The 17,617-nt window shown below is 66.8% G+C and carries 16 protein-coding genes; 6 read left to right on the top strand and 10 right to left on the bottom strand.

Going from position 1 to position 17,617, the window contains the following annotated elements; all coding sequences use genetic code 11:
- Positions 1–6 precede the first annotated feature (6 nt).
- From QMO14_RS15040 to QMO14_RS14995, 10 genes are all read right to left on the bottom strand, one after another.
- Entirely contained in the window at positions 7–969 is a 963-nt protein-coding gene (locus tag QMO14_RS15040) for a type II secretion system F family protein (protein ID WP_301508009.1), read from the bottom strand.
- Positions 966–1,964 carry a type II secretion system F family protein gene (locus QMO14_RS15035; RefSeq protein ID WP_301508008.1) on the bottom strand — a complete coding sequence of 333 codons (999 nt, stop codon included), beginning with the start codon at positions 1,962–1,964 and terminating at the stop codon, positions 966–968. The genes QMO14_RS15040 and QMO14_RS15035 overlap by 4 nt, the downstream gene beginning before the upstream one ends.
- A complete protein-coding gene (locus QMO14_RS15030; RefSeq protein WP_301508007.1) occupies positions 1,957–3,279 on the bottom strand; it encodes a CpaF family protein in 1,323 nt (440 codons plus the stop codon). The genes QMO14_RS15035 and QMO14_RS15030 overlap by 8 nt, the downstream gene beginning before the upstream one ends.
- Before the next feature lie 4 nt (positions 3,280–3,283).
- On the bottom strand, positions 3,284–4,567 hold the full coding sequence (locus QMO14_RS15025) for a histidine kinase (protein WP_301508006.1): 1,284 nt from the start codon (positions 4,565–4,567) through the stop codon (positions 3,284–3,286).
- Between the two features lie 46 nt (positions 4,568–4,613).
- Complete coding sequence (locus tag QMO14_RS15020; protein WP_301508005.1) at positions 4,614–6,032, bottom strand: type II and III secretion system protein family protein; 1,419 nt, start codon at positions 6,030–6,032, stop codon at positions 4,614–4,616.
- Between the two features lie 53 nt (positions 6,033–6,085).
- Complete coding sequence (gene cpaB, locus QMO14_RS15015; protein WP_301508004.1) at positions 6,086–7,081, bottom strand: Flp pilus assembly protein CpaB; 996 nt, start codon at positions 7,079–7,081, stop codon at positions 6,086–6,088.
- Positions 7,082–7,162: 81 nt separating this feature from the next.
- On the bottom strand, positions 7,163–7,666 hold the full coding sequence (locus QMO14_RS15010) for a prepilin peptidase (RefSeq protein WP_301508003.1): 504 nt from the start codon (positions 7,664–7,666) through the stop codon (positions 7,163–7,165).
- Positions 7,667–7,690: 24 nt separating this feature from the next.
- Positions 7,691–7,873: a Flp family type IVb pilin gene (locus tag QMO14_RS15005; protein ID WP_301508002.1), complete on the bottom strand. Its 183-nt coding sequence runs from the start codon at positions 7,871–7,873 to the stop codon at positions 7,691–7,693.
- A 426-nt stretch (positions 7,874–8,299) separates the two neighbouring features.
- Positions 8,300–9,790 carry a murein L,D-transpeptidase family protein gene (locus QMO14_RS15000; RefSeq protein ID WP_301508001.1) on the bottom strand — a complete coding sequence of 497 codons (1,491 nt, stop codon included), beginning with the start codon at positions 9,788–9,790 and terminating at the stop codon, positions 8,300–8,302.
- Positions 9,790–10,872: a tetratricopeptide repeat protein gene (locus tag QMO14_RS14995; protein ID WP_301508000.1), complete on the bottom strand. Its 1,083-nt coding sequence runs from the start codon at positions 10,870–10,872 to the stop codon at positions 9,790–9,792. Before QMO14_RS14995 ends, QMO14_RS15000 begins: the two co-directional genes overlap by 1 nt.
- 159 nt (positions 10,873–11,031) lie before the next feature.
- Between QMO14_RS14995 and QMO14_RS14990 the strand changes: the two genes are divergently transcribed.
- The 6 genes from QMO14_RS14990 to QMO14_RS14965 all read left to right on the top strand — a co-directional run bounded on the left by QMO14_RS14990 (position 11,032) and on the right by QMO14_RS14965 (position 17,533).
- Complete coding sequence (locus tag QMO14_RS14990) at positions 11,032–11,994, top strand: LysR family transcriptional regulator (protein WP_301507999.1); 963 nt, start codon at positions 11,032–11,034, stop codon at positions 11,992–11,994.
- Positions 11,995–12,247: 253 nt separating this feature from the next.
- The gene (locus QMO14_RS14985; RefSeq protein WP_301507998.1) at positions 12,248–12,769 is read left to right on the top strand and encodes a hydroxyquinol 1,2-dioxygenase; all 522 of its coding nucleotides are present in this window, start codon (positions 12,248–12,250) and stop codon (positions 12,767–12,769) included.
- 139 nt (positions 12,770–12,908) lie between these two features.
- A complete protein-coding gene (locus QMO14_RS14980) occupies positions 12,909–13,916 on the top strand; it encodes a hydroxyquinol 1,2-dioxygenase (RefSeq protein ID WP_301507997.1) in 1,008 nt (335 codons plus the stop codon).
- Positions 13,917–14,050: 134 nt separating this feature from the next.
- Positions 14,051–15,514 carry an aldehyde dehydrogenase family protein gene (locus QMO14_RS14975; RefSeq protein WP_301508025.1) on the top strand — a complete coding sequence of 488 codons (1,464 nt, stop codon included), beginning with the start codon at positions 14,051–14,053 and terminating at the stop codon, positions 15,512–15,514.
- 44 nt (positions 15,515–15,558) lie between these two features.
- The gene (locus QMO14_RS14970; RefSeq protein WP_301507996.1) at positions 15,559–16,812 is read left to right on the top strand and encodes an ABC transporter substrate-binding protein; all 1,254 of its coding nucleotides are present in this window, start codon (positions 15,559–15,561) and stop codon (positions 16,810–16,812) included.
- Position 16,813: 1 nt separating this feature from the next.
- Complete coding sequence (locus tag QMO14_RS14965; RefSeq protein WP_301507995.1) at positions 16,814–17,533, top strand: ABC transporter ATP-binding protein; 720 nt, start codon at positions 16,814–16,816, stop codon at positions 17,531–17,533.
- The last annotated feature ends 84 nt before the right edge of the window (positions 17,534–17,617 follow it).

Genomic DNA, 17,617 nt, shown 5'->3' with positions numbered 1-17,617 from the left:
CGTTTGTCACTTGATGATGGCTCCCAGTGAACGGAATATCGCGATGAAGCCTGGCCCCGCGGTGACGATGACCAGCGCAGGCAGCAGCGTGGTCACCATGACGCCGGTCATCTTCACGGTGATCTTGCCGATGCGCTCCTTCATCTCCGAGCGGCGGCTTTCGCGCAGCCGGTCGCTGAAGATGCGCAGCGGCTCCTGCACCGCGCCGCCATGACGGTCGACCTGCACCAGCAGCGAGACGAGGCCGCGCATGTTCTCGTTCTTGTGCAGCGTCGCGAGCCGATGCAGCGAATGCTCGCGCGTGCGGCCCTGGCTGTATTGCGCATTGGCGATGGCGAGTTCGAAGCCCAGCACGCGCAGCACGTGGCGGAAGTCGGTCGCCATGATCTGCAGGCTCTGGTCCAGGCTCAGGCCCACGCCCTGCAGCAGCCGCAGCAGGTCGATGAACAGCGGCAGTTCCTGCGCCGCACGCTCGCGCCGGCCGGCGGCGATGCGGCCGAGCAACCATTTGGGCGCCATGAAGCCGATGGCGATGGCCGCCGCCAGCACGAAGGTGACAGTGTTCTGCTTGTGACCGCTGCTCCAGAACACGTAGGCCAGCAACGGGAGCATGAAGGCCAGCAGGATGCGCGTGACCAGGAAGACAAGCTGGGCTCGCTTCGACGGCAGGCCGCACTGGTCGATGAGGTTTCGGTCTTCGTCTGCAACCAGCGCGCGTCCGAGGCGCGAATCCAGCCAGTGGAAGGGCAGGTCGAGTTCGGGCTTGAAGGGCGCATCGGGGTCCGCCGGAGCGTCGATGGCCGACTTCGGGTCGGGTGCGACCACCGCCTGCCGGATGGCCCGGCCGATGACCTGACCGCTGCGCGTACGGCGCAGTTCCGCCGCGACCAGTGCGCCGGCGCCGATCATCAGGCCCACCGCGAGAAGGACCAGACTGAGGACGAGCAGTTGATTGGGCGTGAACGTCATGCCAGCCTCGCCAGCCTGTAGAGAAGCGCCGCGCCGGTCAGCTGCAGACCGGCCGCGGAGAAGATCAGGATGCGGCCGGTGTCGTCGTTCCACATCCCCATGAAATAGCCGGGGTTGGTGAAGATCAGGAAGGCGCCCACGCCCACCGGCAGCAGGCCGAGAATCCATGCCGAGAGGCGCGTCTCCGAAGACAGTGCGTTGAGTTCCTGCTCCGCCTGTTCGCGGTCGCGCATGAAGTTGCCCACGCGCTCCAGCAGCAGGTCGGCGCGTCCGCCGTAGCGTACGCCCAGGCCGAGAATGGAGGCCAGCAGGTACATCTCCTCGATGCGTACGTTGTCCGCCGTCTGGTGCAGCGCGCGGTCGAGGTCCACCCCCGCGCGCACCAGTGCCGCAGCGCGCTCCAGGTGGCCGCGCAGCGGTGCCTGCGTGGTGGCGATCGCGAGCTGGAAGGCCGCTTGCGTGGAATTGCCGATCGTGATCAGCCGCACCATGGCGTCGATGTAGCCGGGGAGCTGGTGAATCAGCTTGCGGCGGAATTTCTGCAGCTGAAGCCACAGCGCGAAGCTCGCCAGCAGCACCAGCAGGAACAGGACGCCCAGCGCCGCGAGCCATCCGACCAGCATGCCGATCAACAGGACGACGCCCGCGATGGCCGCCAATGCGAAGACGATGGTTCGAGGCTCGACGACGCCCACCATCCAGCCGGGGATCATCCGTTCGAGCAGGCTTGTGCGTTCGGGCGCGACGGTGGCTGCCCCGTTGTCCAGCCAAGGGTCGGTGGTGAGGCCAGAGGCAAGGCCGTCGCCCGCCACGTCCCGCAGCGGCATCGGTATCGGCGTCGCATCGGCTGCCGCGGCGGTCGCCTGGATCTGCTGGCTCAGGTGCCGTTCCGTCGCCTGCCGCCCCTGCCTGCTCTTCGCCCACTGCCACAGCAGCAGCCCCGCTGCCGCCAGCAGCAGCGCGATGCAGAGCGCGACGAGCAGGGCTTCACGCACGGTGGTCTCCCGCGTGCTGTGCCGCGCGTTGCAGCGACTGGCGGAAGCGCGTGATCTTCGGCGAGTGCGGCGCGATACCCAGCGACACCCAGCGGTCGCGCTCCTCGCCGTCGGGGGAGGCGACAGGCTCGTAGCGGTACAGCTCCTGCATCGCCACCACGTTGTCGTTGACGCCGGTGACTTCGCTCAGCGAGATGATGCGGCGCTGCCCATTCGACAGCCGCCCGATCTGCACGATGAAGTCGATGGCGTTGGCGATCTGCCGGCGCAGGCTTACCTCGCTGCCCTGGTAGCCGGCGAAGCCCGCGAGCATCTCCAGGCGGTAGAGGCATTCGCGCGGCGAGCTCGCGTGGATGGTGCCCATCGAGCCTTCGTGGCCGGTGTTCATGGCCTGCATCATCTCGATGACTTCGGCGCCGCGCACCTCGCCCACGATGATGCGGTCGGGCCGCATGCGCAGGCTGTTGCGCAGCAGGTCGCGGATCGACACCACGCCCTGGCCGTCGAAGCCGCCGGGGCGGCTTTCGAGCCGCACCACATGGCTGGTGCCGAGCGAGAGTTCCGCCGTGTCCTCTATGGTGATCACGCGCTCGCGCGCGGGAATGAAGCTGGCCAGCGCATTGAGCAGCGAAGTCTTGCCCGAGCTGGTGCCGCCGCTCACGAGGATGTTGCAGCGCGCGCGCACCGCGATCTCCAGCAGCTGCGCCATGCCCGCGTCGAAGGTGCCCAGCTTCACCAGGTCGGCCGGCGTGAGAGGCTCCTTGCGGAACTTGCGGATCGACACCGACAGGCCGTCGATGGCCAGCGGCTCGATGATCACGTTGATGCGCCCGCCGTCGGGCAGGCGCGCGTCGACCATCGGGTTCGACTCGTCGAGCCGGCGGCCCAGCGGCGCGAGGATGCGCCGCACGATGCGCATCACGTGCTCGGAATCGGCGAAGCGCACCGTCTCGCGCTCCAGCACGCCGTGGCGCGACACGTACACGTTCTGGTAGCCGTTGATCAAAATGTCTTCCACGGCCGGGTCGTTGAGCAGGTCTTCCAGCGGCCCGAAGCCGGCGAGCTCCTTGGTGAGCGCGTCGGAGATGAGCTGCATCTCGCGGTCGTTGATCGGCACGCGGCGCAGGCGCACGAAGCTGTCGACCTCCAGTTCGACGAACTGCTGGATCGAGGCGCGCGACCAGCGGCCGAACTCCGCGCCCAGCTCTTCGATGCGGCTGAGCAGGTGGTCGTGCGTCCAGCTCTTGATGTCCTGGAACTGCTGGGAGTTGATGAACGCCTGGTCGTCGTCGGCGAATTCGATATCGGTGGACATGGGCTCAACCTTCGTGTGAACTCTTCCAGAGGCCGGTGACCTGCGACATGAGCGCAACCCAGCGTGGATCCTTGGCCGGGGGTTGGCCCGAGGCAGACATGTATTCCTGGTGCAGGCTGCGGGCGAGTCCCGTCACGGCCTGCGCATAGGGGTCGTTGCGCGCGGTGCGCACCAGCATCTCGCCGCGGCTGGCGGCCGCGAGCAGCTGGGCACTGCGCGAAGGCAGCACATGCCGCAGCGGCAGCTCGAGCCGCTCGGCGATGTCCCTGGCCGACAGGCCGACGTGGCTGTCGAACTTGTTCACCACCAGCGACAGGCGCTCGGTCTCGACGCCGCGCGCGCGCAGCTCCTTGAGCATGTTGGCCGTGGACACGATGCCGCCGATGCTCTGGTCGCACACCACCCAGGCCTGCTGCGCTTCGCGCACTGTCTGCGCCATGAAGTCGATGGTCGAGAAGCCGCCGAGGTCGGCGATCTGGAAATCGAAGAAGTCGGCCAGGCGCTTGATCAGCGAGACCGAGTCGGCGTGCGAGATCTCGCGCACCTGCGCCAGGCTCGCGGGCAGCGGCAGGATGGCCACGCCGCTGGTGTGGTGCGCGAGCGCGGTGTGCAGCAGCGTCTGGTCGAGCCGGCGCAGGTTGCGCACGCCGTCGACGAAGCTGAAGCCGCTTTGCGTGTCGAGGTAGAGCAGGCCGTCGCGCGCGGGCAGGCCCAGGTCGAGCAGGGCCACGCCGTGGCGCGAGCTGCGGCCTGGCGGGCGCTGGGGCGCCTGGGTTAGCTGGTCGTTCAGCGTGAGCGACAGGCTGGTGGCCAGCGTGGTCACGCCGAGGCCGGCGCGTGCGCCCAGCAGTGCCAGCGTGCTGCCGCGCGTGCCGCCCTGCAGCGTGCTGCGCCGCTCGAGCAGGGTGCGCAGCGTGACCACCGCGTCCGCGGGCGGCGCGGCCATGTCGATGAAGTCGTCCACGCCCGCGCGCAGGGCCGAGAGCATGGCGGCGGGCTCGGCCGACACGCCGGTGGCCAGCACGGGCAGTGTCGGCCAGTCGCGCTTGAGGCGTTGGTGGAGCTGGCTGGCGGTGGCGCCCTGGTCGGGCGAGAAGTCGATGAAGACCGCCACCGGCCCTAGCAGGGCGATGCGCTCGTCGATCGACTTCGTGTCCGGTGGCAGTACTACCACCGAGCCGAGGGTGCCGAGTGCGTCGGTCAGCCACGTGATGTGGCCACCGTTGCTCGACGCGAACAGATAGGTCTCGCTGCCTGTTTCTGGGATGCTGTCGCGTGGTGCGTTCATGGTGCCAGCCTGCGATGCATGTTCCGGGTCATCGATATCTGAGAGGTCAGCGGGAGAAGCCTGGCACCGGCGTGTCGATCGCGCCGCCCAGGAAGTAGGAGCGCCACACCGCGCCGTCGCGCTGCTCGGCGGTGCCGGGCAGGTACGGCGTCAGGTCGGTGCCGCGCGCAATGGGCTTGACCAGGTGCGGAGTGACCAGGATCACCAGCTCCTTCTCCTTCATCTGGTAGTTGTTCTTGCTGAAGAAGGTGCCCAGGATTGGCAGGTCGCCCAGCAGCGGCACCTTGTCGGCGTTCGATGTGGTGGTGCGGCTCACGAGGCCGCCGATGATGAAGCTCTCGCCGTCCCCCAGCTCCACCGTGGTGTCGGCGCGGCGCGTGGTGATCGCGGGTACGGCCACGCCGTTGATGCTCAGCGAGTTGGTGTAGTCGAGGTCGCTGGCTTCCGGCGCCACCTTGAGCACGATGCGCTCGTTCGAAAGCACCGTCGGCGTCAGCGTGAGGCCGATGCCGAAGGGCTTGTATTCGATGCTGGTGGTGCCCAGGCCCTGCGGCACTGGCACCGGCAGTTCGCCGCCGGCCAGGAAGCTCGCGCTCTGGCCCGAGAGGGCGACCAGCGTGGGCTCGGCGAGCACGCGGGCCATGCCGTTGCCTTCGAGGAAGCCGACGTTTGCGCCGATGCCGGCCTTGCCGAAGTTGAGAAGAAGATCGAATGCTTGCGTCAGCGGGTTGGTGAATTCGGGACTGATGCTTCCGTCGCCGCCGAAGCTGCTCTTGTTGAGCGAAGAGGGGGAGAAAACGCCGAAGCTGAAGCCGTGCGAGTTTGTTCGGGTACTGAAGATGTTGATGCCCGCCTGCTTGAGCACGCTGCGGTTGAACTCCACCACCTTCACCTCGACCTGGACGGTGCTGCTGCGCACGTTGACGACGGAGCGGTCGACCAGATCGGTCTTCTCGGCGCCCGGGGGCAGGCTGGCGAGGGCGCTGGTGCGCTGCGCCTGGTGCGAGGCCATGTTGTCCATGGCGCCCGCGACCGTGGCTACGGAGCGCCGCACTTCAATTGCGTAAGTGGTCGCCGCGGTGCTGCCTTTTTCCCAGACCATCAACGTCGTGCGTCCGACGCCCTTGCCCGTGACGATCAGCCGCGCGGCCGGCGAATTCTGCGACTGGCGTGTGATGGCGACTGCGGCGACGGCTTCGTCGCCGATGGCCATGCGGTCGATGCCCTTGGCGATCAGCAGTTCCCGCTGCGTGCCGACCGGCAATGCCATCGAGCGCTGCGGCTGGAATTCCGGCCGCGCTCCTGTACCTTGCGCATCGGCGGCGGTCGCGGCCAACGGCCAGGCGGCCTGCGACAGCGCGAGCGCGGCGATCAGCGACGAGCGCAGCAGTCTCGGCGCGGCATTGCTGAACTCCTTGTGGCTGCGAGCTGCACGGGTCGACGACTCGCGGGGCATGTGATGCATTTGGTTTTCCTGGGTGACCTGTGTCGGTTGGCGGCTGATTGGCTGCTGGTGGCTCAGTAATTCACGGTTTCGCTGCGATCGCCGCGGATGACCTCGACCTGGAGTCCGCCGCTGCGCGCCGGCCGTGCCGATCGCGGATTGGTGGAAGCGGCGCGGACCTCAGCGGCCAGCGGGCGAACGGTGGGTCCCTTGCCGCCGGTGACGAGGTCGGCGGTGGTCAGCCCGGCCTGCGCGAGGTCCAGGCCCTCCAGCGGTCCGCGGCGTACCTCTCCGGCCTTGGCCTGCGTCGGCTGCAGGGCCGTCGGCAATTGCGCGAAGAGCTTGGGATCGGGCTCCGACTTGTCCGCCGGGTTGCGCAGCGCGAGCATCAGGCGCCCGCTGGCGTCGCCAATAGTCAGCCGGTTCACTTCGTCGATGGGCACTGCGAGCACCGCGGTGCGGGCGTTGTCGTTGCGCTGCGCCTGCTGCGCGGCCTTGTCCGGCGACTTCGAGGCCATGCCGTCGACCGATGCATTGCCGAAGGCCAGCACGCGCTTGCGCGCGAGCAGCAGGCGCGCCTGACTGCGGTCCACGTCCTTGCCGTCCGACTTGAGCGTGATGAAAACGTCGACGAAGTCGCCCGGCTGGATCTTGTTGCCGACGCCCATGACTTCGTCCGCCTTGATCGCGACGGCGCGCTCGCCCTCGCCGATGCGCATCGACAGGCCGGACACGAGCTGGTTCTCCATCACCGGCGTGCCTTCGGCGAGGTCGAGCACGGGTACGCGGCCGGCGGCGACATTCGCGTCCTGGAAGGCGCCAGCCGGGTTGATCGTCAGGCGCTCCACGCGCAGCGCGTCGGCGGGGATCGCCTCGCCCGCAGGCAAGGGCTTGGCTGCCACTACAACCGGATAGGTGGGTGCCTGCTGGGTCTTGACGGGAGCACTCGCCGAACTGGCGGCGCTTGTTACTGGCACTGGCGCCTGCCGGCTCAGCATCCAGGCATAGACGCCGAGTGCGATGGCCAGGAGCACCAGGACGGCTGCGAGGATTTTTGTGAGATTGATCATGGGCGGCGGGCTGGAGAGTGAGGGCAAGCGATCATGAAAAATGGGAAATGAATGGCCTGCGGTGACAGAGGCTGATGGCTGCTAACTCTGTCGCCCCCAGAACATCCAGATCACCGTGGCCAGTGCGAGGTAGGCCCCGTACGGGATGAAGCGATCCCGGCTTGGCGAAGTACCGCCAAGGGCGGATGGGGAAGGCGGGCCCGAAAGGATCAGGGCAAGCCGTGGGAAGAAGGGCCAGCGCCGCAGGGCGAGCCAGAGAACTCCATGCAATCCTGCGAACAGGCTGGCGATGATCCAGATTGGCACCAAGGCAGACATGCCGACCCAAAGTCCGAGAGCACCAGCGAATTTCACGTCGCCTGCTCCCATGAGCCCCATTGCGTAGAAGAGCAAGAGGAAAGCGAAGCCTGATACGGCGCCTGCGAGTGCTGCTGTCCACCTGACGCCGAAAGGCTGTGCCCCGAAGCAGAGGATTGCCAAGGCCAGCACGGCTCCTGACAGGACCAGCCAATTTGGGACGCGGCGCTTTCGGAAGTCATAGACGGCAACACAGAGCAGCCAGAGCAAGCAGGTCAATGCCGGCACTTTTTATGCGACGGCTATCAAACGTTACTGGGTCGACGGCAGCTTAGCGGTGATGTCTTCAAAAACCTTGGCGAGTCGAGCACCCAAGCCATCGTTGCCGGCCAAAACAGTCACGATAGCAACGGAAATAAGGCCCGCAATAATTCCATATTCAATTGCGGTAGCACCTTCTTCATCGCGCAAAAAACGGGTGATAGAGCTGAGCATGATTTCCCCTTTCAGGAAGTGTTAACAAAGGCTTGCGAGGTGGATGTTATACAGCGTAACTCCGTGTATCAACAAGACAAACCCGCAAGACTTTCGTCAGAGTGTGCTAGCCGAAAGGGGTAAAGCAGGATCGCGGCCAGGCTTTCGCCAGCCCGAGCCGGATGCGGTTCCAGCCGGACAGTTAACCTTTAGGTAACTAATTTTTCCCTCTGTGAACCCGGTCCGCCTCCCATGAAGGGGGGATGTGTCGTAACGGCGCGCGGAACGCTCGGAGAGGGGGTGTTACGGGAACAAGTGCGTTACGTGTTACGTAGCACGGGGCCTCAAACCGCAGATGTAACGGTCAAAAAAAGGCCCAGACCGTGAGCAAAAAGTCACGACTTCGAGGGGGTCGCCACATGGGCGGGAGGGTTTCGGACCCGGGCCTCAGCCCAGGATTTCTTCGTGGAAGAGCTTCCAGTCGGTACCCTGGCGTAACCAGTACTGGCGCCGGGAACGTCCGCTCTTCTCGCCTTCGAACACTTCGCCGAAGGTAACAACCATCGTGTCGTCGCCATCGCGCCAGTGGAGGTACGACATGTCCTTGAGTTGAACGCGCTTGCCCTGCGCGTATTTCACTTCGTCGTCGACGACTGAAATTCCCTCATTTGATTTCTTGCTGCTGCGCTGGAAATCGGGCAAATAGAATTTCTTCAATTGCGCTTCATTTCCGCTGGCGCGGGCATCTTTCCACCCGGTGATAGCACTTCTAATTGACTGTGCTTCTTTTTCTGCCTGCGATTGCGAAATCCATTGCAGGCTGCGCGCGGTCACCACCGGGGTGGCGCCGATTTGCACTTTTCGCAATAGCTGCTTGAGATCAGGGTTTGCCATGACCACGCAGCCGTCGCTCGCCAGCGGCGCCCGTGCGAACTGCTGCGGCGGGGTGCCGTGCAGCCAGATGCCGCCGCCGGTCTTGCCGCGCCGCACGTCGTACGGGTTCGGGTAGTTGATGGGCAGGGCGCCCGCGCCGTAGAAGTCCTTGAGCGACTTCGGATCGAGGCTGCTGGTGATGTAGTAGACACCCAGCGGCGTGCGCGCATCGCCTTCGGTGACCTTGTCGGTGCCGGCCTTGCCGACGGAGATGTAGTAGTCGGCCGTCAGCTTCAGGCCTTTGTCCGAGTTCTCGAACAGGTACAGACGCGAGCGCGAGGCGTCCACGGCAATCGCGTAGCGGCTGCGGGTGGACAGCGCCAGGAACTGCGAGGGCACGGTGTTGGCCGGCGGACGGTCGCGCAGGGCCTGCAGGCGGCGCTTCGATTCCTCGTGCAGCTCGGCCATGGCCGGGTTGCCGCGCATCTTCGCGATGCTGGCGCTGTCGGGCAGGGCGTTCGAAGGCGGCAGCTGTGCTGCGAGCAGGTCGCCGTAGACGAGCTGCGCCAACTGGAAGTTCGGGTAGTCGCGCACCAGGTCGCGTGCCTTGGCCAGCGCGGGGCGGCTCTGGCCGCGGCCGAACATTTCGTAGACCGCGATCAGGCGGGCTTCGGCGTTGCTGGCTTCCTGGATGGTGCCTGCGGGCGGCGACCGGCGCGCGGTTCTCGTCGTCGCAGCGGCTGCGGCAGTGCGGACTTCCGCAGTGCCGGTCTTCCGAACCTTGGCGCCGCGCGATTCCCTGGTTTCCTTCGCGGACGCAGAACGGCCGTTCGGGGCGGCGCGACTGCCGTTGCGTTTGCTGCTGTTGCCCGCGGCGGCCTTGCCGGCCTTTTCCTTGTGGGCGCCGCTGCCAGCCTTCGCGGAACTGCCGTTCGACGCCAGCGCGGCGCCGGGCACAGCAAACATCAGCGCCGACGCGGCGGCGAGCGCAGCGAGCAGCTGATGCCCGCCGCGCGGGAGAAGGGGAGGGTTCTGAAGCCGGCCCTGCCGGACGATGTCTGCCACTAGCCGCCGACGCTTTCCTTGCGAATGTGCCATTGATTGCCGGAGCGCTGCATTTCCAGCGTCTTGCGGCTCGAAACGTTGAGGTTGTCCGCGCGGTAGATCTGGCGGAACTTGGCCGTCGCGTTCTGTCCGTCGACCTTGATCACGAGGTTCTCTATGTTCACACTGATGTTCGACTTGCCGACGATGCGCGCGCGGCGGTCTTCTTCCCAGCTCTTGCGGCTCTTGCCGCCGGCGGGCGTGAAGTCGGAGCCGTAGGCCGCGAGGTAGCGGTCCATGTCCTGGCTGGCCCAGGCCGATGCCCATGCGCGCACGGCCGATTCGACCTCGGCATTGGCGGCGGTGCTGGCTGCAGGCGCCGGAGCGGGCGCGGGAGCAGCTTCCGGCGCCTTGGGCGCGGCGGCCACCGGTGCGGGCGCGGCTGCGACCTTTGCGGGCGGCGGCGGAGCGGCAGGTGCCGGCGCAGGCGCTGCCTTGGCAACCGGTGCCGGCGCGGGTGCGGCCGCGATCAGTGCGGTCGGCTTGGCGCCGGGCGGTGTGGGCGTGAAGAGCGTGCGGATCACTGCCAGCTTGGGCTGCACTGCCGTGTTGTTCTGGTCGAGCTGCAGCGCCTTGCTGTAGGCCTGGCTCGCGAGCCGGGCGTACACGTCGCCGAGGTTCTCCTGGGCGGTGGCGTAGCTGGGGTTGGTGCGGATCGCGCTCTCGAGCGCGGCGCGTGCCTTGTCGAACTGGTTCTGGCTCGCGTAGATCACCGCGAGGTTGTTGTACGGCTCGGGCAGTTCGGGCGCGTCGAGCGTGAGCTGCGTGAAGGCGGCGATGGCTTCGTTGCGCTTGCCGGTGTCGAGCTGGATCACGCCCTTGAGAAAACGCATCTGCGGATCGCGCGGTTTGTCCTTCAGGAAGGCTTCGGCCTTCGCCATGGCCTCGTCGAGCTTGCCGGCCTGCATGAGCTTGTCGACTTCCTCATGCTCGATCGCGGCCAGCGCCGGCAGGGCGGCGCCGCAGGTAGCCGCGGCCAGGAGCAGGGCGCGCACGGTGGGGGAGAAGCTGAAACGGGCGCGTGGCCTGGGGCTCTTGGGCATTGCGGACAAGACCTCGTAGGGGTGGGTGATGCGGCAGGGATTGTAAGTGGGGCGGGTAACCCCCCGATACAGGGATGACAGGCCTTTCGACGCCTTTCGGCTTGCCCGCAACGCCTGCCGGCGCTCCCGCGCGGGGCGGCCCCGCAGTACAGTGCCGCCGTGGACCGCCTCCAAAGCATTGAAACTTTCGTTCGTGTCGCGCAGACGCAGAGCTTCGCCGAGGCCGCGCGGCAGCTGCGCGTGGCCAATTCGGTCGTCACCACGCGGGTCAAGCAGCTCGAGGAGTTCCTCGGTGCGCCGCTCTTCCACCGCAGCACGCGCGTGGTGCGGCTCAGCGACATGGGCCAGGCCTTCCTGCGCGACTGCACCGAGCTGGTGGCCCGCGCCGACAGCATCGTCGACCAGATGCGCGACGCGCGCGGCACGCCATCGGGCACGCTGCGCGTGCATGCGCTGACCGGCATGGTGCTGGGGCGCTTCGCCTCGCTGCTGCGCGAGTTCCAGTCGACCTATCCCGACATCCACCTGGAGCTGATCGTGAGCGACGCGGTGGCCGATCCGGTGAAGGCGGGCGTCGATTGCGCGCTGCAGATCTTTCCCGCGGCCTCGCAGGAACTGGTGGCCAGGCCGCTCTTTCCGGTGCGGCGGGTGCTGTGCGCCACGCCCGCGTACCTGAAGGCGCATGGCACGCCGGCCACGCCGCGCGAGCTGCACCGCCACAAGCTGGGCCTCTACTCGGGCTACCCCACGCGCGACCGCTGGACCTTTCATCACGACGGCGAGCAGACCACCATCTACCTGAACGCCGCGCTGCTGACCAACAGCGTGCACCTGCTGCGCGAATATGCGCTGGAGCATGCGGGCATCGTCTGCCTGCCCACGCTGGTGGCGGGCGATGCCATCGCGCGCGGCGAGCTCAGCGTGGTGCTGGCCGACCACCAGTTGTCGTCGTTCTCGCTGAGCGCGGTGTACGCGGGCACCTCGCGCAATGCGCTGAAGCTGCGGCTTTTCATCGAGCACATCGCCACCCGTTTCACCCGCGTGCCGCCCTGGGATGCGACGTTGATAGAGCGCGGCTTGATCCCGTCGGAGCTCATCGAGTTCAGCCGCACCAGCGGATGACATAGGTAATCCTCCAGGCTTCGCGCACTTCGTGTCGCTGCGCCAACCCCCTCGCCGGGGGCGACGCCTGCGGCCCGGCGAAGCCGGTTCCGCGGCATCCTGCGAACGAGCCTGTGGGTTGCTTCCGGGCGCAGGTCCGACAGGGGGTAAACCCCAGCGATTATTCGGAAGCCCCGAACAATCCTCTTCCAAACTGGTCCCTACCGGTGCCGCCGCATGGCTCCTAGAGTTCGCTCATCCAAGGAGACAAGCCATGACAGCCACCACTTCGACCGCCTACCGGACCCGCTTCGGGTCGCTCAAGCACTTCGAGAAGGGCCATGTCGAGCCCATCGACGACGACGTGCGCCACTACGCCTTTTCCAACTGCTTCGAGATCGCGAGCATCAGCAGGCCCTACGAGAAGGTCGTGTTCGGCCAGAACCAGATCTACGTGCTGGAGACGCTGCGCGCCGAAGGCACCTCGCCCTGGTACACCTGCGCGCACGACGAGTTCGCGCTGGTGATGGACGGCGACGTCGAAGTGCATCTCGTGCAGCTCGATGCGGGCCAGACGGTGCCCGACAAGGACAAGAACGGCGCCGTGCTCGTCGAGGGCGAGCCCGCCGGCAAGAAGATGGGCTGGATGAAGCTCTCGCGCGGCCACCAGGGTCTGCTGCCGAAGAACACCGCCTACCAGTTCCGCAATGCCGGCGAGCCGGGCGTGATCGTGCTGCAGAGCTGCAAGGGCGATCTCTCGATAGAGAAGTGGGCCGACATCTGCCAGGCACATTGACTCGCCCCCAGGCTTCGTGCACTTCGTGTCGCTACGCCAACCCCCTACCGGGGGCAACACCTGCGGCCCGGCAAAGCCGGTTCCGCGGTGTTCCACGAAGGATGCAGGCCACCTGTTCAGACCAGACAAGGAAAACACCATGAACGCACCCGCAGAACTCGCCAAGGTGATCGCGTCGCAGCCCGACGCCACGCTCGGCTACAAGGACTTCTCGCTCGGCAGCTTCAGCTTCCGCCGCGACGAATACTTCGTGCACATCGGCTGGAAGACCCGCGACGGCCGCCCCATGAGCCACACCATGGACGCCGGCAGCTACCTGCGCGCGCTGATGCGCGACGTGGCCTGGGGCTTCTTCTACGGCTGGGTCAACTTCGACGACGTGTTCGGCACCGTCAACCACTACGAGTCGGTCGACCTGTACGCAGGCAGCTTCAACGGCACCATGAAGGACGCGGGCATCGACCTGCTCGAGAACTTCCCCACCGCGCAGATCCGCGCCACCTTCGAGGCCATGCTCGACGACTGGACCAACGAGAGCTTCGACCCCTTCGCCGCACCGCAGGAAACCGGCTCGCCCTACGGCCGCAAGAACGGCAACAACACCGCCAAGATCACCAGGGCGCGCGAGCTCGCCAAGCGCTGCGTGGGCCTGAAGGGCGACCTCGACCTGCGCAGCGACGAGCGCGGCGCGCCGGTCAACCGCGCCTTTGCCGACGTGCCGCAGGGCCAGCCCGAGCTGCACCCCGAGCCCGGCTTCGAGAACGAGGTGCACGCCTTCAATCTCTTCGGCTTCCTGAGCCGTTCGCAGGTCACCTGGAACCCGAGCTTCACCTCGGTGGTGAAGCACAGCTACATGTGCCCGACCACCGAGGAGCACATCCTTCCGATCATCCACGGCAACGACCGCGTCGAGTGGTTCTTCCAGATGACCGACGAGATCCACTGGGACTGCGGCGACAAGAACACCGGCAAGCCGATGGCCCGCGTGATCATGAAGGCCGGCGACATGGCCGCCATGCCAGCCTACTGCCGGCACCAGGGTTTCAGCCCGAAGCGCTCGATGCTGCTGGTGTGGGAGAACGGTTCGCCGAGCCTGGTGTACGAGATCCAGAAGGGCGAGTCGCCCGAGATTCCCGTGCAGTTCTGATCTGCATTTCTCCCTCCCCCGCTGGGGGAGGGCAGGGGTGGGGGCTCTCCAAGCCCGCGCCCTCTTCGAAGAAGCCCCCACCCCAACCCTCCCCCAGCGGGGGAGGGAGAGGAACGACCATGCCTGCACTGTCCATCCGCCACCAGCTCTTCATCGACGGCCGCTTCGTCGACGCCGAATCCGGCGAAACCCTCGCCACGCTGAACCCGCACGACAACACGCCCATCGTCGATGTCGCGCTGGCCGGCAGGGCCGACGTCGACAAGGCCGTGGCCGCGGCAAAGCGCGCGTTTCCCAAATGGAGCCGCATGGCCGCAGCCGACCGAGGCCGCATCCTGCTGAAGCTCGCCGACCTCATCGAGGCCAACGCCGAGGAACTCGCGCGCCTCGAATCGCTGGACACCGGCCACCCGATCCGCGACTCGCGCCGGCTCGACGTGCCGCGCACGGCAGCGTGCTTTCGCTACTTCGGCGGCATGGCCGACAAGTTCCAGGGCGAGACCATTCCGGTGGAAGAGGGCTTTCTCAACTACACGCTGCGAGAGCCCGTCGGCATCGTCGGCCAGGTGGTGCCGTGGAACTTCCCGCTCATGTTCACCAGCTGGAAGATGGCGCCCGCGCTCGCGGCCGGCAACTGCATCGTGATGAAGCCGGCGGAGATCACACCGCTGAGTTCCCTGCGCATCGCCGAGCTGATGGCCGAGGCCGGCCTGCCGCCCGGCGTGGTCAACATGCTGCCGGGGCTTGGCAGCGTGGCGGGCCAGTACATCGCCGAGCATCCGGAGATCGCCAAGATCGCCTTCACCGGCAGCACCGCCACTGGCCGGCGCATCGTGCAGGCCAGCGCGGGCAACCTGAAGAAGGTGCAGCTCGAACTCGGCGGCAAGGGGCCGAACATCGTCTTCGAGGACGCGAACCTGCAGGCCGCCGTCAACGGCAGCGCATGGGCCATCTTCCATAACCAGGGCCAGGCCTGCATTGCGGGCTCGCGGCTGATGCTGCACGAGAAGATCGCCGACGAATTCCTCGCGCACTTCATCCCGCTCGCGAAGTCGATCCGCCTGGGTAACCCGCTGGACGACGCGACGGAGATGGGCCCGCTCACCAGCGCGCAGCACCGCGAGCGCGTGCTGAGCTACGTTGACGTGGCGCAGGGCGAGGGCGGCGAACTGCTCGCGGGCGGCAAGTCGCCAGGCGCCGATCTGGCCAAGGGTTGCTACGTCGAGCCCACCGTGATGCGCGCCAGGTCATACAAGGACCGCGTCGCGCAGGAAGAGGTGTTCGGCCCCTTCGTCACCGTGCTCACCTTCAAGTCCGACGAAGAGGCGATGCAGATCGCCAACGGCACCGACTACGGGCTCGGCAGCGGCCTGTGGACCCGCGATCTGCAGCGCGCCCACAAGGTGGCGCGCGACCTGCACGCCGGCATGGTCTGGATCAACAGCTACAAGCGCGTGAACCCCGGCTCGCCCTTCGGCGGCGTGGGCCAGAGCGGCTACGGCCGCGAGATGGGTTTCGACGCGATGCGCGAATACACGCAGGTCAAGAGCGTGTGGGTGAACGTCGACGCGCAGATACCGCCGCACTTCGCGCGCTGACCCCTGACCGGGCGGCATCAAGAACACAAGAGACGGAGACAACCATGACATTCAATCGCAGACAGTTCACGCAGGCCACGGCCGCGCTGGTGGCTTCGGGCGCGGCACCGCTGGTGTTCGCGGCCGACACGCTGAAGATCGGCTATGTGTCGCCGCAGACCGGCCCGCTCGCGCCTTTCGGCGAGGCCGACAAGTGGGTCATCGACCAGATGAAGGCCGCGTTCAAGGACGGCATCAGCGTCGGCGGAAAGAAGTACGCGGTGCAGATCGTGCTGAAGGACAGCCAGTCGAACCCCAACCGCGCGGGTGAGGTGGCGAACGACCTGATCCTGAAGGACAAGGTGGCGCTGGTGCTCACCGCAGGCACGCCCGAGACCGCCAATCCGGTGAGCGATGCCTGCGAGCTCAACGAGGTGCCCTGCGTCTCCAGCGTGGTGCCGTGGCAGCCGTGGTTCTTCGGCCGCAAGGGCGACCCGGCGAAAGGCTTCGACTGGACGTATCACATGTTCTGGGGCCTGGAGGACGTCATCGCCAACTTCACCAACGGCTGGAAGACGCTGGCCACCAACAAGAAGGTGGGCGGCCTTTTCCCGAACGACGGCGACGGCAACGCCTGGGGCGACAAGGAGCTGGGCTTTCCGAAGCCGCTCGCGCAGATGGGCTTCACGCTCACCGACCCGGGGCGCTTCCAGAACGGCACGCAGGATTTCAGCGCGCAGATCGCGGCCTTCAAGAGCGCGGGCTGCGAGATCGTCACCGGCGTGGTGATTCCGCCAGATGCCAAGACCTTCCTCACGCAGGCGCGGCAGCAGGGCTTCAAGCCCAAGGTCATCACGCTGGGCAAGGCGCTGCTGTTCCCCGGCGCCATCGAGGCACTGGGCGAACTGGGCGACGGCCTGTCGACCGAGGTGTGGTGGAGCCCGTCGCATCCGTTCACGTCGAGCCTCACGCAGCAGAGCGCGAAGGCGCTGGCCGATGCCTACGAGGCTGGCACGAAGAAGCAGTGGACGCAGCCTATCGGCTTCGCGCATGCGCTGTTCGAAGTGGCGGCGAATGCGCTGGGACGCGCGAAGTCGCTGAAGGCGTCGGACGTGCGCGACGCCGTGGCCTCGACCTCGATCAACTCGGTCGTCGGCCCGGTGAAGTGGGGCGGCCAGGGGCCGTTCAAGAACGTCAGCAAGACGCCGCTGGTGCTCGGCCAATGGGGCAAGGGCACGAAGTACAAGGTGGAGCTGACCATCGTCAACAACGAGGCGGCGACCAACATTCCCACCGGCGGCAAGCTGCGGCTGCTCTGACATGGCGCTGTTGGCACTGCATGCCGTGAGCAAGTCCTACGGCGCGCTCAAGGTCACGGACGACATCACGCTGTCGGTGGCCGAGGGCGAGACGCTGGGCATCCTCGGGCCCAACGGGGCGGGGAAGACCACGCTGTTCAACCTGATCTCGGGCGACGTGCGCGTGGATGAGGGGCGCGTCGAGTACGCGGGCCGCGACGTGACGCGGCTCAAGCCGCATCAGCGCTGCCATGCCGGTATCGGCCGCAGCTACCAGGTGCCGCAGCCCTTCGGCAACATGAGCGTGTTCGAGAACCTCGTCACGGCCGCCTGCTTCGGCGGGCAGCAGGCCGAGCGAGACGCCTGGCACACCGCGCAGGAGGTGCTGGAACAGACGGGCCTGATGCCCCACGCGAACAAGCCTGCGGGTGGCCTGACCCTGCTCGATCGCAAGCGGCTGGAGCTGGCACGCGCGCTGGCGACGCGGCCGCGCCTGCTGCTGCTCGACGAGATCGCGGGCGGGCTGACGGAGCCGGAGGCCGCCGTGCTGGTTGCGGAGCTCAAGCGCATCAAGGCGCGGGGCGTGACGATGATCTGGATCGAGCATGTGGTGCATGCGCTGCTGTCGCTGGCGGACCGGTTGTTCGTCATCAATTTCGGGCAGAAGCTGGCGGAGGGAGCGCCGCGGGTGGTGATGAACGATGCGGAGGTGCGGCGGGTGTACATGGGGATGGAAGCATGAGCGCGCTCCGTATTGCTCCTTCCCCCTCTGGGGGAAGGTTGGGATGGGGGCACGACGGCGCCGGTTTCGCCGCGGCGCCTCATC

It is taken from the genome of Variovorax sp. CAN15 (assembly GCF_030462475.1).
In the GTDB taxonomy this organism is placed as follows: domain Bacteria; phylum Pseudomonadota; class Gammaproteobacteria; order Burkholderiales; family Burkholderiaceae_C; genus Variovorax.
The sequence above is the reverse complement of the archived record's forward strand: the minus strand, read 5'-3'. Positions and strand labels throughout refer to the sequence as shown.